Below are 20928 nucleotides of genomic sequence, written 5' to 3'. Positions count from 1 at the left end.
GATTGCTCTTTTCATGAGAAGAAACAGACATTCTCTTGGCTGAAAAATCTTTTTCGACAAAATCCAACAAAAGTCATAGTAATGGTAATAAATTGTTATGGAAAAGTTAAGGAATATGATAAAATAGTCTATTAGGAAAAGATAGTGGATTTTTGTTTCCAAGGAGGAAAGAAAAGAGAATGTTTGCAAGAGATATAGGGATAGACTTAGGAACGGCGAACGTGCTGATTCACGTGAAAGGCCGAGGAATTGTACTAAATGAACCTTCTGTCGTGGCGATTGATAAAAATACAAATAAGGTTTTAGCTGTAGGGGAAGAAGCACGCCGCATGGTGGGCCGTACACCTGGAAACATCGTGGCAATTCGTCCACTTAAAGATGGCGTTATCGCTGACTTCGATGTAACCGAAGCGATGCTAAAACACTTTATTAATAAATTAAACGTAAAAGGCTTTTTATCAAAGCCGCGTATCTTGATCTGCTGCCCAACGAACATCACAAGCGTTGAGCAAAAAGCAATCAGGGAAGCGGCTGAAAAAAGCGGTGGCAAAAAGATTTACTTGGAAGAAGAGCCGAAGGTGGCAGCGATTGGGGCCGGCATGGACATCTTCCAGCCAAGTGGTAACATGGTCGTTGATATCGGGGGAGGAACAACCGATGTAGCCGTCCTTTCCATGGGCGATATCGTAACTTCTTCCTCTATCAAAATGGCCGGCGACAAGTTCGACATGGAAATCCTTAACCATATCAAGCGCGAATATAAGTTATTGATCGGGGAACGCACGGCTGAAAATATTAAAATTAACATCGGTACCGTGTTCCCAGGTTCACGCTCAGAGGAAATGGAAATTCGCGGCCGTGACATGGTGAGCGGACTACCACGCACGATTACCGTTCGCTCGGAAGAAATCGAAGGTGCATTGCGTGAATCAGTGGCTGTCATTGTACAAGCTGCTAAAAGTGTATTGGAGCGCACACCGCCAGAACTTTCAGCCGACATAATCGACCGCGGTGTTATCTTAACCGGAGGCGGCGCATTGCTGCACGGCATCGACATGCTCCTCGCTGAAGAGCTAAAAGTACCAGTACTAGTAGCCGAAAACCCAATGGACTGCGTAGCCATCGGCACCGGCATCATGCTCGACAACATCGACCGTATTCCAAACCGGAAACTAGGATAAGAAAGAAATCATAGGGACGGTTCTTCTGCTTCCCAATCATGGAATCAATGGGGACGGTTCTTGTGCTTCCTTGGAAGCGGGAGAACCGTCCCCCCGATTCCAAAAGAATCAAGAGAACCGTCCCCATGCTTCCAAAAAGGGGATTAGCAAATGACGGATAAATCATCAGAGCCCCAAGTGCATAAGCGAGTTCGGGTTCGCTTGATTCCGATATGGCTTCGTTTGGTTCTTTTGTTGGTGAGTGTCGTGATCTGCTTAATCGCGGGGTCTGCGGTGGGATACGGAATGCTCGGCGGCGGAAATGTGGGAGACATATGGAAAGAATCAACCTGGACACATATCGTTGATCTAGTGGATAAGAAATAACTGGGAAGGGAGCAATTGCCCTTCCTATTTTGATGTAGTAGAATGGAATCAGTTACTAGGAGGAGGTACTAAATATGTTGGATATCGAACAAATCAAGGAAATCATTCCGCATCGTTACCCATTTTTATTGGTTGACCGCATCTTGGAAGTAGAAGAAGGGAAAAGAGCGGTTGGCATTAAAAATGTGTCGGCCAATGAAGAGTTTTTCAACGGACACTTCCCAGAATACCCAGTCATGCCTGGCGTGCTCATCGTAGAAGCACTTGCGCAGGTCGGGGCTGTGGCCATGTTGAAAAAAGAAGAAAACCGCGGTCGATTAGCTTTTTTTGCTGGAATCGACGGTTGCCGCTTTAAAAAGCAAGTAAAACCTGGCGACCAGCTTCGCCTTGAAGTCGAAATGACACGTCTGCGCGGACCAGTTGGTAAAGGGAAAGCTGTTGCGACTGTTGACGGTGAAATTTGCTGCGAGGCAGAAATCACGTTTGCACTTGGCGAGAAAAAGGAATAAGTTTACCAAGCGGCTGGAGCGATCACAGCCGTTTTTTTATGGATATGCTCTGTTAAACACTCCTGTTGATTGGAGAGGAAGGCGCTCGACTCCTGCGGGAGTACGGGACAGGGGAGACCCCACAGGCGCTTCAGCGCCGAGGAGGCTCCCCGGCACGCCCGCGGAAAGCGAGCGCCTGGAGCGGAAATCAACAACCAAATTTAACGGGCACTATGGATAAGAAGGAGCTTACCGAGGGCACCCTAATAACGCTAAACACTTGCGAAAGGGGACCTTTACGTGAAGATAAGGATTTTTCAACTACTGCTTGGGTCAATTCTTTCAGGAATCTTATTAACCGGTTGTAACAACAATGATGATAATCCCAAAACACCAGTAACCGATAATGATATTCAAAATCCGACCAATAACAGAATCCAAAATCCAGCCGATAACAAACTAAAGGACGACAACAACGACAGTTTAATGGATAACAACAATCTCGATGACGATGATGTGAACGACCATGGTCGCTTTAGAAATACAAATGACAGAAACACTGATACCGACAAAGACCCGATGAAAGACAGGAACACCAAGCAGGAAGAAATCATCGAGGATGATCTGGATCGAAACGACCGCAACAACCGCGATCAATAAGAATAGGGGCAGGCTAAGCCTGTCCCTCCCTCAATCGTAATATCTTTAAGAAAAACCGTTCGCCATCAATGCGATTGCAAACACAATCACGATAATGATCACAACATAAAAAAGGATCGCAAGGATGGTAATAATCCAGCCTGCCACCTTGCGACCAGTTTTAATAAAATAAATACCCAAGGCGATTGGACCGAAGATAAATCCTAAAATGGCCCACAGCCAGCGGCTCTTATGATGCTTGGGTGCATCGATATACAAGAATATAGCAAAAGCTAGACTGATAATTAAACCAATTGCACTTTCCAAAAAATTTCCCCCCCTTGATAAATAAGTATCCCTAGATATACTTCAAAAAGCAACAAAAAGTTCACAAAATAAAAACCAGCCAGGGGCTGGTATTAATGATTTTTCACTTTTATTTTTGGTTTGCTTTGCATTTTTTCCTTGAATTCCTTCAGCAATGCCTGGCCTTTTAACCCTTTTTCGATAAGACTATCGAGCAATAGCTCGGAATAATCACTCTTATTGCGGCGCAGACGGCCTTGGAATAGGACGCTTATATGTTTTTCGAATTGAATCAGCGAGCAGATCTTAGTTTGAAAATAGGCAGGGGCGTTCTCCTTCTTGGTAATAACCGCTTCAAGAATCATGTCTCGGTCTTCTTCGGAGAGCTTTTTAAAATAATCATAGAGGGACAGGTCTGTGTAAGCTTCTAGTAGCCAGGTGGAGTGTTCATCTTCTTTGTTCAAAATCAAGCCATCCACTAAGGGGATTTCCACAGAATTTTCATCTTCTACGACTTCCAATGAATACAACTTAAAAGATTTCATCGCTACCTCCTGTGTACTTTTTCCTAATTATAGCATATGTCAGGAAAAAGCAAATGTCGAAAAGTTTTGGACAAATTGTAGATGAACAATTTTTATGTGAGAAAGGGACGGAACCTTGTCAGAAACACGGGGGATAATACCAATCTACGACAAAAACCACCCTGATACTTTCCTTTTCGCCATTTTACAACAGATGAACCGAGACGATATGATAAGGCTATCAAACGGTAAAGGAGTTGAAAGCATGATCAATCAAGTTACACTTGTCGGCCGGTTGACCCGGGATCCAGAGTTGAAAAAGACAACAGAAGGAATCTCTGTAACCCATATTACACTTGCGGTCAATCGCTCATTCCGCAATCAAAATGGTGAAATGGAGGCCGATTTTGTCCCATGCACACTTTGGCGGAGGGCGGCAGAAAACACAAGCCAATATTGCCGGAAAGGTACAGTCGTCGGCATCACAGGCCGGCTCCAATCACGCCATTACGATAATAAAGAAGGAAAAAGGGTATATGTAACCGAGGTTGTTGCCGAAACGATTCGATTCTTGAGTGCCAAGCCGCAAAGTGTCGTTCCGGAGCAAAAAAAGGAGGAGACGACGGTTGGGATTTCATGATGACGAACAACAAAACCTGGAACAGCTGCTTGAAAGTTTAATTAAGATGGTTGGCAAGGCCAATAAAAATGTCGACAGCCTGCAAACGCGTGTCCGCCAATTGGAAATGCTCATTCGGGAGCAAAATCTGGTCATCAAGGAAAGAGACCCCTTAGAAATCTACCCAAAACATCACCACCAAGCATACTCAGAAAAATATCCATTACACCTTTGATTTTTATGAAGATGGCGGAGCCGTCATCACTAGTTGAACCGCCCATTAGGGGCTCGCATAACAGCGGGTTTTTACCATAAATATTTTTCCTTTACTATAAAAAATCAAGCAATTCCCCGGGTCGCATCCTCGTTCTTTCAGGCATCTTAATGATGCTATTTTTTTTATAGCAGGGGTCAGTCAAGAATTTTCTGACTATATGTATAGAAACCAGCGGGCAGGGTAAAATAATAGAAAAACCCCCTGTTTTTTTAAAAAGAAGCCGCTGAACTCGTGTCAGCGGCTTCTTTGATGTGTGTCTTCGTTTTAGAGTTTATTTTTATCAACAAGCGCCTTATTTAAATCAGGCTCGTCCTCTTGAAAACTGTGCACAACACTACTCACATTCCAGCCTATTCCATTTCAAAACCGTTAATTTAAAAACATGAATTGTTTTTACCGCGGTAAAAAATGACTTTATGAGATAAATTAAGAGAATTGCTTGATAAGCAAAACTGGTCGCAAGAAACCCTTGCGGAAATGATGAAGAAGATGCACCGGTCAGCGATTAGTCGTTATGCATGTGAAAATTTACGCAAATAGGAAAAATGGACTATTTTTATGCAGGAGAATGGTAGTTATTGTCGAATAATAAAAAAAGTGTTAAGAATTGTCATTAATGGAGGTCTTGTGTTTGGTGAATAATAATAGATTAATTTTTATTGGAGATATAATGGGGCACCGGGAGATCCGCATAACAAGAAAACCAAGTATACATGATGCCGTTTTACTATCAGATCAGTCACTCCCATTTCAGCCTTCATCTATGAGCGCATCCTATCAATCTATTCCTCTTGAGGAGCATGCGACCATCCTGATCCATCTTAATAGTGATAATGTCCTGCTATCCTTTCAGCGAAATTCGCTGCAAATTGCAGACACTGATAAAATGCCCACGGAAGAAGAATTCCTAAAGGTGTTCACTCACTTTATTTTTACAATAGAGGGAAGAGTGACTTATTTTGAAACCTCCCCATACCGGAAAATGCGGGCACGAAAAAAGAACAAGGAACGGAATCTCTCCGCAGAAAAAAGTGTTCCTAGCCGTCTAAAAACTGACACTGTTATGCCACAGAATAGACAATTTTAATAGAAATAAGACAAAATGTGATACACTTTTATTCTTTCTGTAACATGATTGTTACATTCATCTGGTATAAATATAGTAACTAAGGAGGGAGAAGGTTATGCCCACAACAGGAAAGCGTATAATTCTCGGTTTACTTACAACTATGTTATGTGTATCAGGTTCAATGGTTACATATGCACAAACAAATACAGAAGCACTACATAATGCCCAAGCCCAACTGGAGCAGAAGCAACAAATCGTAGAGCAAAAGGTACAAGAACAACAAGCGGTAAATAATGACATTCAAAATATCCAAACTGAATTAACATCCATTTCCAATGATATTGCCAAAAATCAAGAGGCAATGGCAAAGGCACAGGAAAAAATCGATGCAACGAATCAACTGATTGAGAAGAAAAAAGAAGAGATTGTTGCGGTTGAGGATAAAATGCTGGCTCGGGAAGATGTCATGAAAAAGCGGGCCGTTGCGATGCAGCAAAACAGTAACGTTAATTTAATTATTAATATATTCTTTGAATCTGATAGTCTTTCAGATTTTATCCAGCGTGCGAGTGCCGCTTCAGAATTAATTGATGCAGACAAAGATATTTTAACAGCACAGCAAGAGGATCTGAAAAAGATTGAAAAAGATAAAGCAGAAATTGACCGTCAAGAGAGCATCCTAGAAGAGGATCAGAAAGCGCTTGCAGACCAACAGGCTGCACTTAATCAAAATATGCAAAAAAGACAACAAACATTAACTGCTATGCAACAACAATATACACAAATTTCTCAGCAGGTGGCATTGGCTCAACAGGAGAAGGCTGGAATCGAAGGTCAAATGAAGAACCTTCAAGCAGCTATTCAACAGGAGCAGGCCGAAGCCAAGGCACGTGCGGCAGCTCAGCCTGCACCAGTGGCGGCGCCAGCTCCAGTAAAAAATAACTCAGCCTTAAAAGGTAACGGAGGTTCACAAGGTGTTGCGCAAGGTAAAGAAATATATGTGTCGGCATCTGCGTATACTCCCAATTGTAGTGGCTGCTCCGGACGTACAACAACGGGCCTAAATGTTCGAGCGAATCCAAATATGAAGGTAATCGCGGTAGACCCAAGAGTTATTCCACTTGGAAGTAGAGTCTGGGTAGAAGGCTATGGCAATGCGATTGCTGGTGACACAGGCGGTGCCATAAAGGGCAACAGAATCGATATTTTAATGCCAACAACAGCACAAGCACTTGCTTGGGGTAGGAAAACCGTAAAAGTTATCATTCTAAATTAAACATTCGTCTAAGCTAGGATTCTAGATTATAACTAGATTACTATAAAAAGCTTAACAAAAAATTAAATTATAAGAGACCTGACAAAAAAATGTTAGGTCTCTTTTTTTGGTGCCTGTCACCGTTGCGGCTATTCGCGCTGTAATGATAGGAAAAATGGTGCCTGTCACTGTTTGAAGTGTCGCCACCGTGAATAGAGGGAAATGGTGACAGGCACTATTGGTTTTCGTCGCTGCTACTATCCTGAGGCATTTTGGCTTGAATACCTTTATTGATGATTTTAGAGATGATCGTGCCGTTATCACCAATATTAATATTGGTGCCAATGTTGATAGAGTTGGCCGTATGGCTATTTTGAAGACTTGGTCCAAAATTAATGTTGGCGTTATTTGAAACATTGTCCACGCTAAAATTAGTGACATTGATGAAGGAGCTCATTTTTTATCACCGTCCTAATGCCATCATACGGCATCGTGAGGACAATGATTGTCCAAATACCTATACAAGCATCGATGTCTGTCCAAAAAAAATATCCAGCTGCAACGGGCAGCTGGACCAAACAATATATTATAAAAGGGGGTCATTCATGAAAAAGAGGTAAATCAATTTCATGTACTTATCTTACCTCCTATAGATGAACAAACTATGAACAAATCATTAAGCTTATATAAAAAATTTCGAAAGGATGTGTGAACATCCTTTTTAAATTGAGAAAAATTTAAAAAATGGTAAATTAATTTTTACTAAAATTGCATTATATAATTGATTATTTGCCTATTTGATATATAATCATTTACTATATGGGGGGCGACAAATGTGCAGCAATTGAGTAAAGAATATCTCGAATTAATTCCTAATTTGTTTAAAAGCTTTCAACGCTTAAATCAAAAGGCTAGTCATTTAACCCATTTACAGAATCAAATTCTAGAATACCTATTTATGTATCAGCATCCCTTAACGATCAAACAAATAAGCGAAGGCTTGAATGTTCCGAAGCAGCAAATGACAGACTTGCTTAAACGATTATTTGACCAGGGGCTTATTACGAAAAAACAAAATCCGAGTGACAAAAGGTCATTTGTTATTGCTCTAACAGAGGAAGGAAATATCACTCAGCAAGAAAAATGGTCCCAAATCTATCAGAATTTCATGGATGATTTGTCCAAATTAGACCGTGAAGAGCAACTGGATCTGGAATACGCGCTGCATAAGGTGAATGTCCTGCTGAAAAAGATGGAGGAGCGATAATGACGATTGATTTACAATCTGTTCAGGCGACCATGCTAATCCCACTTTGGGGACGGGCGACTGCCAGTGAGAAGAACCCGGAAATCTTGTATGATCAAGAAGCCATTGAGATAATTTCGGGATGTGACTTTGATTTTACAGAGATAGCGAAGACGTTTGGGGAATATGGCGGAATCAGCTATATAGTGCGGGCGCGAAAAATAGATGATAGGATTCGTTCTTTTTTGAACAAACATCCCCGGGCTACGATAGTAAATATCGGGGCGGGGCTAGATACTACTTTTTCAAGGGTGGATAATGGCACGATTCACTGGTATAACCTTGATTTACCCGATGCGATCGCATTCCGCCAGACACTGATTGCGGACTCATCAAGGAATGTCAGCATTGCTAAATCTTTTTTCGATATGTCGTGGTTTGAGGATGTGATTTTTAACAAGGAGGATGGCATCCTTTTTATATCTGCCGGGGTTTTCTACTACTTTAAGGAAAGTGAGCTTAGGGAAATGTTCGGCAATATGGCTGCCCGTTTTCCAGGCGGTGAGTTGTTTTTTGATGCGGAATCCAAATTTGCTGTGAAGATTTCGAACAAGACTGTTGAAAAAACAGGGAATAAGGGCGCTAGAATGTATTTCTATGTCAATAATCCCAAGATACTTGAAAAGTGGTCTCCCAACATTAAGGTGGTTTCGTCGGAAGCTTATTTCAAAGGAATTCCGGTTAGTAAGGATTGGGAGAGCGGGACGCGGCTAATGGTGCGGCTTGTAGATTTAATCAAGATGTTGAAGTTTGTTCATTTGCGTTTTTTGGAATAGGGGAGTGGGGGGTTCGTATTTCGGACAGAGGGAGGAAAATCGAACAGCATCTGTCCAAATTCCCACACCTCCCATAGACCTCTATCAACCCACATCATCAAAAAACAAAATCGATTCTTCCCATTACATTTCGCCACATACATCGCTTTATCCGCTTGCATCAATAAAGTCTCAGCATTCTCTCCATCTCTCGGATATAGAGAAATCCCAATACTAGCGGTGACTGATATATCAAGCTCTCTACAATCCTCTACCTGATCAAGAATGTCCTCAATGATCTGTACCAAATTGCCCCTATCTCGATACGAGTGAAGTACGACAATGAACTCATCTCCTGCAAATCTAGCGACTTCACCATGGGCTCCTACAGCCAATTTGAACCCTTCAGCGACCTTTTTCAAAAAAACATCGCCAACCAAGTGACCAAAAGTATCATTGATCTGCTTAAAACCATCTAAATCAATAAAAAGAACGGCGAACTCCCTGGAATCTAATTGTTCTCTAAAAACATCCATATACCAGCGGCGGTTATATAATCCCGTTAAAGAATCCATATAAGCAAGGTCGTTAAGTAAGTTTTCGTATTTTTGGGGATGAGTAATTTCTTTTCCGATTGTTAAAATAGCAGGCTTGCCTTCATAGACAATCGCTATGCCCGTTGCTTCCACTTCGACAATGCTGCCGTCCACTCTGAACAGCCGTTCCTCGATATATCTGTTAGATGTGTCAACTTCCCCAATCCCGGCATCATAAGGGGTTTGTAGGGCACCCATCATCGCGGACATTACTTTTTCCCGATCCTCAGGGTGAACCATCTCAAGGATGGGTTTTCCGGCTAACTGGTCGCTTGAAGTGGCTCCTAGGATTTTTTGTGCTGCTATATTGGAATAAACAATGATGCCTTCAATATGTATAATGATTGCTTCCGGAAAAAATTCAATCAATTGCTGATATCCATCATTCCCTTGTGAAGATAATAGATCAAAATGCTTAGTCACAGGCCTCACCTATATCAAAGTTAAATTGTTTAAAAAATCATCTGCATTGTAAATTATAATCTTTTTTTGATAAAAAAGGTAAACAAAAGCAAGGACAACACAATAATAATCAAACTTCCTCACATCGTAGAGGTGAAATATGGTGATTACCAAAATAGATATTAGTAGGACAAAAAAGATATGAGTGCAGCTCGAAACAAATGATTTAAATAATAAAAATTTATTAAGCATTTTTAGAGCTTGTTACATTATGATGAAACATACCCCAGGAAAAAACGAATTTGTTATGGTAAGACCGTACATAAACGGATTTTTCCTAAGGGAGGTTGCAACAAGGTAGTCAATTGGTGAGAAACAACATAATTGCAGCTGGAATATTAACAGTTCTTCTAATATATCCAGGTTCGGCTGGCTGGAATAGGTTAACAGGAGGGGGATTCGACGTTTCCGTGTTCTTAAGAGAAGCTGTTGCCAATCCGGCAAAAGGGTCGGTTGGAGCCGTTGCCTATGGTTGGTATGTAGATTTTTTTAAACAGGTAGCATTACCGAATGTTCATATCTTTAATAGCGTTATACCCTTGACCGCTGGGTGATTCCATTTATTCACCAAATGATGCCGAGGGGTAAAAATCGGATGACCCTCATTGAGCTAGATCACAAAGAGTCTTTTATAATCATTAACTAAGGCAGAAGGATGTTCCTTCTGCCTTGTTCTCACCCTAATATTCGCAAAGATTCTTGAACAAAGGACGGGATATCATCCGGTTGCCTGCTGGTGACCAGTTGATTCTGGCAGACGACAACTTCTTTGTCATGTAAGTTGCCACCGGCATTTTTTAAATCGACATGAATGGATTTATAACCCGTTACATCACGACCTTCGAGTGTTTCAGCAGTAATCAGCAGCTGAGGTCCGTGGCAAATGGCTAATACAGGCTTTTTAGCATCCATAAAGGCTTTGGCAAATTGGACAAAACGGTCGTCTGCCCGGAGAATATCTGGTGAAAATCCGCCAGGAATAAACAGGGCATCAAAGTCCTCAGGAGAGACTTCATCAATGCTTTGGTCGATAACCACTTCACTGTTTCCCTGTTTGCCCTTAACCGTCTTGCCTTTCTTCATTTCGATTGCGGTAATCTCGTGGCCTTGTTCCTTAAAGGCCTGCACCGGCTCACTATATTCGGAATCCTCGAAATGATCTGTTACTAACACAGCAATTTTTTTACTCATAAAAATCAACTCCTCCTTATTAACGTACCCCTAATGGAGAAATTGAAACTTGCTCAGCGAAGGAGGGGAGGATATTAACAAATCCCATTAAAAGAGGGCTGTCCCCATGTTGTTGGACAGCCCCTTGCTTTTATATAAAAAATTTAAGACCAATTAAAATAGCTTCCACTACCACCACGCCCAATAATAGGTTCATTTTAAGCGCACTTCTCTTCTCCATTTTGGCCAGATCTTGCTTGTTTGTCATCTGGTCGGAGAGAGCATGGAGTGAATCGTTAGTATGTTTGATCCTTGACTCGATTTGATCTCGCAATTGTTCAATTTCCAACTTTTGGGAATTAAACTCTTCTAGCTGTTTTTGCGTTAAGCACTCGAGTTGATAGGTAACTTTGTTGATTAATGCTTCTTCACGCACTACCAGAATGCTATTGATAGACTCGGAATGTTTATGGAACATTTCTTTGTAGGAGGTTTGCAGCTCCTGCAATCGGGAATCCATTTGCAATAGTGCAGTTACATGGCCAGCTACTTTTTCTTGTGTTTTCGCTAAATCATCTTTTGTGAGGACGAAAAACTCTTCGTTTTGCTCTAAAAACTTCCGGTTGTTTTCGGCTGAAACCGTTAGCTCGCGAGTGAAAGCCGCAATATCGTTCGAAACGGTGTCCACGGTTGTAACGGCTTTTTCCAACAGCTCCTTGTTTCTGCCTTCTAAAGAGTTCATTTTTTCTTTAAAATCACCGTAAAAAATATCTTCGTTCAGCTGCTTCAATTCATTAACCGCATTTTCATAGTCACTTGTTGTCGGGAGATTCGTTTGCACCATCTATTCATCGCCTCCTCTGGGTAAAGATTGGATCATCTTCTCGCCGTCTTGCCGCAAAAGCTGTAAATATTGTGCCGCAAGATAGCGGCCTTGCGCATCTCCATATAGAAATTGCTTCTGTAACTCTTCCTTATACTCCAACCAATGCTTGATTAAATAGCCTTGTAATTGAGAGGCCTGCTCACGAAATTGATTCCACGATTGGCATGCTTTCAGATAGCGGGCCTTCAGCTCCGCTTCTTCCTTTTGGTATGTAGCTAATTGATTTTCCAAATGGTTGATTTTTTGTCTGTACTCAAGCTTTGTAGCCTGTGCCTCTTTGACAGCTTGCTCTTTTTGCGCGGATACTTCTTCTGTAATCGCCATTAATAAACGATTATAGTTCTGATACGTCTCCATCACCCAATCATGTGCCAGGAAGCGCATTTTGGACAGAGCCTTTTCATAGGTGTTCTTAAACCAGAAAGCATCAATTTTCTGCTCAATGGGTGGAATCGGAGAGACGAAGGGAAGCTCCAAGGGAGTAGCCAGCTCTATTTTAAAAAAATGAGCTTCCTGTTGGATGATTTTGATGGAAGTCCCTAAGTCTCGTTCAACCGCTGTCTGCAAGCGAGACACATCGTCATTGATGGTGCTCGCTTTACGTTCATGGGGAGTATGCTCAATGGTATCATTGACTAGTTCCCAAATGTGGTCAGGATGTGCATTTTTAAGCTCAATCGGGTTGAGGAATCGGTCATAGTCCTCAATTTCGATTATAAATCCGTCCTCTTGGATTTGGGCTTCTTCTTTTTTATGATCAATGATGGTTGATTGTTTTGCGATTAGCAGTTCGTATGGTTCAATTTGTTTTTCATAGTTTTTAAGCTTTATGTTCGTTTCCTTTTCCACTTCTTGAAAAAATGTCATGAGGCGGTCTGAGGTGAGGTCATTCGGATTTTCAAGCTCTGTTTGCAAAATTTGTAAAAGGTCATTAATTGAGTCGGTAAGTCCTTCATGTTGAAAGGGATTAAAGTGGTTGAGGAAATCTTCTTGCGCCCTTAAAACCCATTTAAAACGTTTGTGATGAAAATCAATTAATGGAGGATACATGATTAAGTCCAACTCCCGCATTTCAATCTATGAAATTTATTCTACCATTTTTATGGGTAAATTTCTCAGAAAAAAGTATTAAAGAATGATTAAAAGATGATATCGGGATATAAGTGGGGAAGGGGAGGGGGGTTATATGAAGAAAGGGAGAAGAAATCTCTCCTCCCTTTAAAGACAAACTTTAATCATCTCGTTGTTCGGACCGAGCCTTGCCGCCTTTTTCACCGATTTCCTGGTAAAATTCTTTGTCGTGGTTTTCAGAGGTGGCTTCGCCGCCTTTGCGTCCGATTTCCTGATAGAATTCTTTGTCGTGGCTTTCTGAAGTGGCTTCGCCGCCTTTACGCCCGATCTCTTGGTAAAATTCTTTATCGTGGCTTTCTGAAGTGGCTTCTCCGCCTTTGCGACCAATTTCCTGGTAAAATTCTTTGTCATGAGTTTTAGAAGTAGCTTCGCCGCCTTTGCGACCGGCTTCTTCCACTGTCATACTGCCTCTGTTTTCGTTATTGTTTGCCATAATAAAATCCCTCCTATAAAATTTGGAATGCTATTTGACTTACACTCCTTATATACCCGTGCTTCTGAGAACTAAACCAGTGTTAATAGAAAAAGGGCCGAATCTGGAAAAACAGATTCAGCCCTCTCTCTTCAAAAGACAAGAATGTATAAATTTTGACTTCGAGAATTGTCCAGCTTCAGGCGCCATCGGCTCGAGGTCACAAGCCAATCCGTCCAAAAGGTTAAAGAACAACCTTTCGGCCGGCTCGTCTTGTGCTTGTCGCCGATAGACGGGCGCCTTACGCTTTTCTTAATTATTGCATCGAAATCCAAACACTCTTTACTTCTGTATAGTTATTAAGCGCATAGGAGCCCATTTCACGGCCGATACCAGATTGTTTATACCCGCCAAATGGAGAAGCGGCGTCAAAGGCATTGTAGCAGTTGACCCAAACCGTTCCGGCACGGAGCTTGCTGGAAATATAGTGAGCTTTTGCGACATCGCGTGTCCACACACCAGCAGCCAGCCCATATTCACTCTGGTTCGCACGATTAATTAATTCATCCAAATCATCATATGGCATGGCTGAAATAACCGGTCCAAAAATTTCTTCTTTGGCAATGGTCATTTCATCGCGGACATTGGCAAAAATAGTAGGGGAGACAAAATAGCCTTGTTCCTGAGGCTTGATGCCACCAGTCACAAGCTGTGCGCCCTCGTTAAGTCCTTTTTCAATATAGCCGAGTACCCGTTTTTGCTGCTCATCGGATACCAGCGGTCCAATCTCGGTATCGGCATGAATTCCGGCGCCTTGTTTGATTTTTTCAGCATGGGAAGCCATGTCTGCTACGACATTATCAAACTGCTTTTTCTGAATAAACACACGGGAACCGGCACAGCAAACCTGTCCTTGGTTGAACATAACCCCGTTCAGTGCACCTGGAATCGCTTTTGATAAATCGGCGTCTGGAAGGATGATGTTTGGCGACTTTCCGCCAAGCTCAAGGGTCACGCGCTTCAATGTCTTGGAGGCATGAGCCATGATCATCTTGCCCACTTCGGTCGAGCCGGTAAAAGCAATTTTATCCACTAACGGATGATCCACAAGCGGCTGGCCAGCTGTTTCGCCATATCCAGGAACGATGTTGACAACACCTGCCGGGAAGCCGGCTTCTTGAATTAATTCTGCTAAATAGAGGGCGGATAATGGAGTTTGTTCAGCCGGTTTTAATACGACTGTACATCCAGTTGCCAGCGCAGCCCCAAGCTTCCACATCGCCATGAGAAGAGGGAAGTTCCAAGGGATAATTTGACCGACTACTCCTACCGCCTCATGGCGTGTAAAGTTGAAGAATGGCCCATTAACAGGGATGGTTTGTCCGACGATTTTTGTCGACCAGCCGGCATAATAGCGCATATGCTCGACCGCGAGCGGAATATCGGCATTAGTGGTTTCGCGGATTGGTTTACCATTATCTAGTGTCTCGAGCTGAGCTAGTTCCTCAGCGTTCTGTTCCATTAAATCAGCGAGCTTGTACATTAGCCGGCTGCGATTAGAGGCGCTCATTTTCGACCATGGGCCCTCATCAAAGGCCTTCCGAGCAGCTCTTACAGCCAAATCAATATCTTCTGGACCGGCTTCATACACACATGCTAAAACTTCACCAGTAGCTGGATTATATGAATCGAAGGTTTTCTGGGATTTGCTTTCAACGAATTCACCATTGATAAATAGTTTCTTCTTTCCTGTTAAAAACTTCTCTACCTTTTCTTTTAAAACTGTGGTTAATTGACTCATAAAATCCCTCCATAAAAGTAATAGTCTATGTATTTACTCTTGATAGCGGTTACCTATTAAATGTTAACACTATGATTATAGTAAATTCAATAATTTACCATAGAAATATTCTGACAATAAACGAGTGAATTTGTGATTTCCTTACAATTTCCGAGGAAATTTGATGAAAATGGTTAAGCGGGCAGCACGGAGATATTTTTCATTTTAAAAAAATCGGATGAATTTAAGCAGATAAGTGGTTATGATTGGGGCAGGGGAAAAGATTAATAAAAATAGCAATAATGTGCTAATGTTTCGAAATATCCTCTAGAGTCAAATGATTTAAAGATAGATATAATCACTTTATCACAGTAATTGACTAATTAATTACTTGATTTTTAATGAATTGAAAACGCTTTAATGACTATGAGAGGAGAGATTAACTACTTTATTCGGAAATGAATGTTTGATAATTTAAAAGTTAGAGAGGGGAACTTCCGTGAACGAAAAAACCTATAGGATAGATGACGCTCCGCTAAATAAGTTTCATATAAAGATTACAGCACTGACCTTTGGATCCAATTTTTCTGATGGATATGCTCTTGGGATTATTGGGATGGCTCTTAGCCTCCTTAGTCCGCAAATGCATCTTAGTCCTTTGTGGAATGGATTAATTGGAAGTTCGGCCTTAATTGGATTATTTTTTGGAAGCCTTTTGCTTGGCGGACTTTCTGATAAAATTGGTAGACAGAAAATATTCTTATCCAATTTTGTCATTATTACAGTAGCATCTGCTTTGCAATTTTTTATAAATGACCCAGTAACGCTTTTTATACTGCGGATATTAATCGGTATTGCTCTTGGTGGGGATTATGCAGTAGGTTCTACTTTACTTGCGGAATTTGCGCCGAGAAAGTACAGAGGTATTCTATTATCATCATTAAATGTTTTATGGACAGTTGGTTACGTTCTTTCCAATGTTGTAGGATATTATCTTGGAAAGATGGGCCCCGATTCTTGGCGCTGGATGCTTGTTAGTGCAGTGGTTCCTGCTGTCATTGTTTTAGTCATGCGTATTGGAACTCCTGAATCACCAAGATGGCTTGTCAAAATGGGCCGACAAGAAGAGGCAAGAGAAATCGTGAGAAAATATATTGGACCTTATGCTGTAATGGAGGAAACTACTTCACAAGATGCCGCCACTAAGTATGGATTCAAGGATCTTTTCAACAAACATCTTTGGAAGCGCACTGCTTTTGGTGGTCTATTTTATTTATGTCAGGTAGTCCCTTACTTTGCCATTTATACGTTCCTTCCAACCATTTTAGAAAAATTGGGATTTGAAGAAACCTTTACGGTTGATATGCTACTAAATCTATTCCTTCTTGTCGGTTCGATTGCTGGTTTATGGTGTACAGAGAAGCTCTCACGCCGCGGTTTTACCATTTATACCTTTATCATTCTGACCATTTCCCTATTTATTCTAAGTCTTATACCAGCAGGATCGCATGCTTTTGCTATCATGGTTTTTGCCATCTTCACCTTTGTCATGGCGGCAGCTTCCAATCTTACCATTGTCTATCCAGCAGAATTATTCCCAACGGAAATTCGCGGTACAGGCGTTGGAGTGGTTACCGCGATAAGCCGTATCGGTTCAGCAATTGGAACATTCCTATTACCGATTAGTGTCAGTTCCTTTGGGATGACAACATCGATGATCTCCATGTCCGTTATCTTATTCATCGGTACGGTTGTCTCGATTGTATGGGCACCAGAAACGAAAGCACTTGGCTTGAATGAAGCGAGTGATCCAAATCTAGATGTTGATATGATCATAAATGGAGAGGGAAAGAGTGTAGAAATAGGAAGATAACATCATTTCTTGGACATATCGCAACACGAAGGGAGTCAGTAAGGAAAATGATTACTACCATATCAACTATCCACCCAAAGGACATAAAAAAAGTTACATTGGGTGATGGAGAAATTTCCATAAATGAAATCATAGCTGTTTCTAGATACGATGCAGAGGTTTTATTTTCACAAGATTACCGTGACCGGGTAAATCTTTCGCGTTCGGTCATTGAAAAGTTTTTGGATGAAGAGCGGACCATTTACGGGGTCACAACGGGATTTGGTAGTAACGTAACAAAAAGTATCTCCTCAGAAGAGGCAGAGACCCTTCAAAAAAATATTATTCGGTCTCATGCTGTATCTGTTGGTTCTCCTTTGGAAAAAGAAGTGGTAAGAGCCATCCAAATCATGATTCTAGTTCATTTAGGTCATGGTTTCTCTGGTGTAAAATTAGCGACTTTAGAACTTTTAAGGTCGCTGCTCAATCACCAAATTGTTCCTTTTGCCCCTGGAGAAGGATCAGTTGGATATTTATCTCCGGAAGCCCATATGGCCTTAGTGTTAATGGGGGAAGGTAAAGCATGGTACAATGGAGAGTTTATTCCAGGGAGTGATGCGTTAGAAAAAGCTGGTTTACAGCCTGTTTCATTGGGCTGTAAGGAAGGATTAGCACTTATAAGTGGAACGACATCGGTCACAGCTTTCGCTTCATTAGCTCTCTATAACAGTATTCAGGCGGCCAAAACAGCGGATATTGCAGGTGCCATGTCTTTAGAAGCGTTAAAGGGAACCATAAAAGCTTTTGATCCACGAATCCATGCGGTTAAGAGACATGAAGAGCAAGCTGGCACGGCCCGAAACATTGTAAATATGCTTAAAGGGAGTGAGATTGCTGAAAAATATCAGGATTACAGATTACAGGATGCTCTTAGCCTAAGATGTATTCCTCAAGCCCATGGGGCCGTTAAAAAGGTTTTAAAAGATGCGGCATTTACCATATGGAATGAGATAAACTCATCAAGTGACAATCCATTGATTACGACAGAGGATCAGGGAGATGCCCTTATGGGAGGAAATTTTGATGGAACATTCGTCGGGATCTATTCGGATACGATGGCCATTGCAATGGCCAATCTCGCAAAGGTTTCAGAGAGAAGGCTAGACCGGCTCGTTAACTATCATATAAGTGAACTTCCGAATTTTCTCGTGGCAAAACCAGGCTTAAATAGCGGTTACATGATTCCACAGTATACTGCAGCAGGACTGCTTAATGAAATAAGGGTTCTTGCTCATCCCGCGACAATTGATAATACACCAACCTGTGCAAATCAAGAGGATGTTGTCAGTTTTGCCTATTTTGCAGCAAAAAAGGCCTATCAAATAACGAAAAAGCTGGAGTATATGTTAGGACTTGAGCTAATGGCAGCTGTTCAAGCCTTGGATTTTCATCAACCTCTGAAACCTTCACCCGTCAGCCAAAAGGTTTATGAGCTAATCAGGAGTGAAGTTCCAACTGTAGAAGAAGATCGATATTTCTATCCCGATATACAATTTATTACCAACCTTATTCGTGAAGGAGAAATCCTGAACGCTGTCGAATTGATAATTGGAAAACTAGATTGGTAAGAATATCTAGAAAAATGGAAGCTTTTTTTACTCTTCTTCCTTAGAGTAGAATAGCTTCTATTCTATTTGGGGGCTTAGAATATGGTTGAAGAACTAACAAAAATATCTTTTTCACAGCTATTGCTTTCCGGAACTTTTGTACACGTCGCACCTTTTGAAGTGTTGCAAGAAAAGTACGGCGTGAATATTCAGCCCAATGTAGTCGTTTTAGTTTCGATGGATCGCTATCCAGATTTAGCTGAGGGAAAACCGATTGAATGGAAAATGAAGATTGGACGAAAGCTTGTCGAAGAATTAGATACCATCTTACCTATTCCATTTTTATGGGCATGGACGGAAGAGGGAGTTCTTGCTCTTTTACTGGATTTCCATGAAGTAAATACACAAGAAAGAAAAAAAGAAGTCCTTTTACTTGCAGAAGAGATTCAAACGGTCTCCGATCAAGTTGGCATACATGTATCGATTGGTATCGGGAAATTTTATGATGATCCTACTGACCTAATTTGTTCATTTGAAGAGGCAAAAAAATCAATGTCCGGAAGGTTTTTTCAAGGGAATAAATTAATTTTTCACACAGATATGAGAAAAAACATGGTTGAATCCTTAAAGATTCCTTTAACGAAAGAAAAGTCAGAACTATTTTCCTTAGTTAGAATTGGGCACACAGAAGGGGCTGTGACCCAAATCAAAGGAATCATGAATAGGGTTGCTGAGATTTATGACTATAATGAGGATGTTTTTAAATCCGAGGTAATTGACTTGCTTATGATGATGTCCAGAATTGTTTTAGAAGCTGGAGTAAGTCCGATCTCGATTTTGACGAATACGGCAAATGTAATTCAAGATCTATATCATACGATTCGATATGACAAATTTGTCATGAAAGTTTGTACATATGCCAAATGGTTAACCGAACAGGTAGAAGAAACATATATTCATGATGTTTCACCCATAATGAAGAAGGCGATTCGTTATATGAAAGAGAATCATCAAAAAGTTGTTTCTTTAGAAGATATCGCCCATTATTGTCACTTAAGCAGATATCATTTTAGCCATCTTTTTAAAAATGAAGTTGGAACGAGTGTCATGGATTTTTTTAATAAGCTTAGAATTGATAAATCCTTATTTTATTTAGAAAAGACGGACTTTTCTGTACAGGAAATTGCTATTCAAGTGGGCTTCCAAGATTCCAATTACTTTAGCCGATTATTTAAAAAGTATTTGAATTCCAGCCCAACGGAATATCGGCGGTTAAAGAGGATGATTTAGATGCCTACTCAATATAAAAAAAACTTCCTCGGATACCGTAGGAAGTTTTTTGAAAATGGAAATTAGCGAGGGTCCTCTCTTAAAATCGGCATTGTACAGCAGCGGAAAGCACCACCAGATTTAATAATTTCCGTAATATCCACCTCAATTACCTCAAAACCGCGATCCCGCAGCTTTTGGTTAACCTCCTTGTTAATCGGCAGACTTAACACGCGCTTGTTGCCAATCGAAAGCACATTGGTTCCCAAGGTGGCTTGTTCTTCGGCGGATACCTTTATTAATTCGTATCGGGAAGAGAGTATCTTTAATTTTTCCTCATCAATTTCCCCTGGAAAAATTAACGCCTCATTTTCAGAAAGAACATTAAAAACACAATCCAAATGGAGATATGTATCGGTAAACGGTATGGTCATGACTTCAAAATTGGGCAATAAGCTTTGCAAATGGTCAATCGCTGTTGCATTGGTCCGGTTACTCACACCAATATAAATGGTGTTCCGGTCGATTAAAACATCGCCGCCTTCAATTTTGTCCTCCAAAAGGTTGGTATACGTGATTTGTTCCCGTTCGAGCAAATCAATTAACGGCTGTTCTTCACCTTTCCGAACATCATGGGCCATACGGGCCACAAATACCTGGTTTCCAAGCGTAAAGCCAATATCACGAGTGAAAACTTGTTCAGGAAACTGCTCGGAGGGCTTCAGTAAAAGCACTTCTACACCGTTTTCCTCTAGAGTTCGAACAAGCTGCTGATGCTGTTTTTTAGCCAGTTCGGTATCGATGTTTTCTTTTAAAAATTGTTTTTGTGTTTCATTAATGGCTTCGCGAATGGTCATAAAGGTAGGCGAGCATAAAACGACTTTTTTTAAGGTGTCGTATTCACTAAAGCATAAGCTTTTTAGTTGATTTTGCATTTGGTCCTCCTCCACAAACGAAATCTAAATTATAATATTCCCT

General features: G+C 41.1%; 25 protein-coding genes. 15 read left to right on the top strand and 10 right to left on the bottom strand.

Annotation, left to right across the window (positions count from 1 at the left end; all coding sequences use genetic code 11):
* Nucleotides 1-179: 179 nt before the first annotated feature.
* The 4 genes from JOC76_RS09955 (at nt 180) to JOC76_RS09940 (ending at nt 2695) form a co-directional block, all read left to right on the top strand.
* On the top strand, nt 180-1181 hold the full coding sequence (locus JOC76_RS09955) for a rod shape-determining protein (RefSeq protein ID WP_205177449.1): 1002 nt from the start codon (nt 180-182) through the stop codon (nt 1179-1181).
* Between the two features lie 150 nt (nt 1182-1331).
* Nucleotides 1332-1547, top strand: a complete 216-nt coding sequence (locus tag JOC76_RS09950; RefSeq protein ID WP_205177448.1) for a DNA-directed RNA polymerase subunit beta — start codon at nt 1332-1334, stop codon at nt 1545-1547.
* Between the two features lie 74 nt (nt 1548-1621).
* The gene (gene fabZ / locus JOC76_RS09945) at nt 1622-2056 is read left to right on the top strand and encodes a 3-hydroxyacyl-ACP dehydratase FabZ (RefSeq protein WP_205177447.1); all 435 of its coding nucleotides are present in this window, start codon (nt 1622-1624) and stop codon (nt 2054-2056) included.
* A gap of 279 nt (nt 2057-2335) precedes the next feature.
* Entirely contained in the window at nt 2336-2695 is a 360-nt protein-coding gene (locus JOC76_RS09940; RefSeq protein ID WP_205177446.1) for a hypothetical protein, read from the top strand.
* A 45-nt stretch (nt 2696-2740) separates the two neighbouring features.
* Here JOC76_RS09940 and JOC76_RS09935 read toward each other — a convergent pair whose 3' ends face one another.
* Both JOC76_RS09935 and JOC76_RS09930 read right to left on the bottom strand, forming a co-directional pair.
* Entirely contained in the window at nt 2741-3001 is a 261-nt protein-coding gene (locus JOC76_RS09935) for a hypothetical protein (RefSeq protein WP_205177445.1), read from the bottom strand.
* 92 nt (nt 3002-3093) lie between these two features.
* On the bottom strand, nt 3094-3525 hold the full coding sequence (locus tag JOC76_RS09930) for a YwpF family protein (protein WP_205177444.1): 432 nt from the start codon (nt 3523-3525) through the stop codon (nt 3094-3096).
* Nucleotides 3526-3769: 244 nt separating this feature from the next.
* Here JOC76_RS09930 and ssb point away from each other — a divergent pair, with 244 nt between their 5' ends.
* The 5 genes from ssb (at nt 3770) to JOC76_RS09905 (ending at nt 6745) form a co-directional block, all read left to right on the top strand.
* Nucleotides 3770-4144 carry a single-stranded DNA-binding protein gene (gene ssb, locus JOC76_RS09925; protein ID WP_205177443.1) on the top strand — a complete coding sequence of 125 codons (375 nt, stop codon included), beginning with the start codon at nt 3770-3772 and terminating at the stop codon, nt 4142-4144.
* Nucleotides 4131-4358 (top strand): hypothetical protein, encoded by a 228-nt coding sequence (locus tag JOC76_RS09920; protein WP_205177442.1) that lies wholly within the window; start codon nt 4131-4133, stop codon nt 4356-4358. Before ssb ends, JOC76_RS09920 begins: the two co-directional genes overlap by 14 nt.
* 477 nt (nt 4359-4835) lie before the next feature.
* Nucleotides 4836-4940 (top strand): helix-turn-helix domain-containing protein, encoded by a 105-nt coding sequence (locus JOC76_RS30840; protein ID WP_205177441.1) that lies wholly within the window; start codon nt 4836-4838, stop codon nt 4938-4940.
* 91 nt (nt 4941-5031) lie between these two features.
* Nucleotides 5032-5487 (top strand): hypothetical protein, encoded by a 456-nt coding sequence (locus tag JOC76_RS09910; RefSeq protein ID WP_205177440.1) that lies wholly within the window; start codon nt 5032-5034, stop codon nt 5485-5487.
* Nucleotides 5488-5584: 97 nt separating this feature from the next.
* The gene (locus JOC76_RS09905) at nt 5585-6745 is read left to right on the top strand and encodes a 3D domain-containing protein (RefSeq protein ID WP_205177439.1); all 1161 of its coding nucleotides are present in this window, start codon (nt 5585-5587) and stop codon (nt 6743-6745) included.
* A 214-nt stretch (nt 6746-6959) separates the two neighbouring features.
* On the opposite strand, the gene JOC76_RS09900 is transcribed toward JOC76_RS09905, so the two are convergent.
* Nucleotides 6960-7181 carry a spore germination protein gene (locus JOC76_RS09900; protein ID WP_378575099.1) on the bottom strand — a complete coding sequence of 74 codons (222 nt, stop codon included), beginning with the start codon at nt 7179-7181 and terminating at the stop codon, nt 6960-6962.
* Between the two features lie 378 nt (nt 7182-7559).
* Here JOC76_RS09900 and JOC76_RS09895 point away from each other — a divergent pair, with 378 nt between their 5' ends.
* Both JOC76_RS09895 and JOC76_RS09890 read left to right on the top strand, forming a co-directional pair.
* Nucleotides 7560-7991 carry a MarR family winged helix-turn-helix transcriptional regulator gene (locus JOC76_RS09895; protein ID WP_205177437.1) on the top strand — a complete coding sequence of 144 codons (432 nt, stop codon included), beginning with the start codon at nt 7560-7562 and terminating at the stop codon, nt 7989-7991.
* Complete coding sequence (locus JOC76_RS09890) at nt 7991-8806, top strand: class I SAM-dependent methyltransferase (protein WP_205177436.1); 816 nt, start codon at nt 7991-7993, stop codon at nt 8804-8806. Before JOC76_RS09895 ends, JOC76_RS09890 begins: the two co-directional genes overlap by 1 nt.
* Here JOC76_RS09890 and JOC76_RS09885 read toward each other — a convergent pair.
* Nucleotides 8785-9804 carry a sensor domain-containing diguanylate cyclase gene (locus JOC76_RS09885; protein WP_205177435.1) on the bottom strand — a complete coding sequence of 340 codons (1020 nt, stop codon included), beginning with the start codon at nt 9802-9804 and terminating at the stop codon, nt 8785-8787. The two genes, JOC76_RS09890 and JOC76_RS09885, sit on opposite strands and share 22 nt — an antisense overlap.
* 347 nt (nt 9805-10151) lie before the next feature.
* On the opposite strand from JOC76_RS09885, the gene JOC76_RS09880 reads away from it, so the two are divergent.
* Entirely contained in the window at nt 10152-10397 is a 246-nt protein-coding gene (locus tag JOC76_RS09880) for a hypothetical protein (RefSeq protein WP_205177434.1), read from the top strand.
* Nucleotides 10398-10518: 121 nt separating this feature from the next.
* On the opposite strand, the gene JOC76_RS09875 is transcribed toward JOC76_RS09880, so the two are convergent.
* The 5 genes from JOC76_RS09875 to JOC76_RS09855 form a co-directional block, all read right to left on the bottom strand.
* Nucleotides 10519-11034 (bottom strand): type 1 glutamine amidotransferase domain-containing protein, encoded by a 516-nt coding sequence (locus JOC76_RS09875; protein ID WP_205177533.1) that lies wholly within the window; start codon nt 11032-11034, stop codon nt 10519-10521.
* Between the two features lie 130 nt (nt 11035-11164).
* Nucleotides 11165-11857: a hypothetical protein gene (locus JOC76_RS09870; RefSeq protein ID WP_205177433.1), complete on the bottom strand. Its 693-nt coding sequence runs from the start codon at nt 11855-11857 to the stop codon at nt 11165-11167.
* Complete coding sequence (locus JOC76_RS09865; protein ID WP_205177432.1) at nt 11858-12961, bottom strand: hypothetical protein; 1104 nt, start codon at nt 12959-12961, stop codon at nt 11858-11860.
* Between the two features lie 169 nt (nt 12962-13130).
* Nucleotides 13131-13463, bottom strand: coding sequence for a KGG domain-containing protein (locus JOC76_RS09860; RefSeq protein WP_205177431.1), 333 nt, complete (start codon nt 13461-13463; stop codon nt 13131-13133).
* Between the two features lie 295 nt (nt 13464-13758).
* Nucleotides 13759-15243 (bottom strand): aldehyde dehydrogenase family protein, encoded by a 1485-nt coding sequence (locus JOC76_RS09855; RefSeq protein WP_205177430.1) that lies wholly within the window; start codon nt 15241-15243, stop codon nt 13759-13761.
* 478 nt (nt 15244-15721) lie between these two features.
* Between JOC76_RS09855 and JOC76_RS09850 the strand changes: the two genes are divergently transcribed.
* The 3 genes from JOC76_RS09850 (at nt 15722) to JOC76_RS09840 (ending at nt 19971) form a co-directional block, all read left to right on the top strand.
* Entirely contained in the window at nt 15722-17095 is a 1374-nt protein-coding gene (locus JOC76_RS09850; protein WP_205177429.1) for an MFS transporter, read from the top strand.
* A 47-nt stretch (nt 17096-17142) separates the two neighbouring features.
* Nucleotides 17143-18702 (top strand): histidine ammonia-lyase, encoded by a 1560-nt coding sequence (hutH, locus tag JOC76_RS09845; RefSeq protein WP_239557654.1) that lies wholly within the window; start codon nt 17143-17145, stop codon nt 18700-18702.
* A gap of 81 nt (nt 18703-18783) precedes the next feature.
* Nucleotides 18784-19971, top strand: a complete 1188-nt coding sequence (locus JOC76_RS09840; protein ID WP_205177428.1) for an AraC family transcriptional regulator — start codon at nt 18784-18786, stop codon at nt 19969-19971.
* A 62-nt stretch (nt 19972-20033) separates the two neighbouring features.
* On the opposite strand, the gene JOC76_RS09835 is transcribed toward JOC76_RS09840, so the two are convergent.
* On the bottom strand, nt 20034-20885 hold the full coding sequence (locus tag JOC76_RS09835) for a dimethylarginine dimethylaminohydrolase family protein (RefSeq protein ID WP_205177427.1): 852 nt from the start codon (nt 20883-20885) through the stop codon (nt 20034-20036).
* Nucleotides 20886-20928: the final 43 nt, after the last annotated feature.

It is taken from the genome of Neobacillus cucumis (genome assembly GCF_016908975.1).
In the GTDB taxonomy this organism is placed as follows: domain Bacteria; phylum Bacillota; class Bacilli; order Bacillales; family Cytobacillaceae; genus Neobacillus; species Neobacillus cucumis.
Note: the sequence above shows the minus strand (reverse complement) of the source record. Positions and strands in the feature narration are given on the sequence as shown.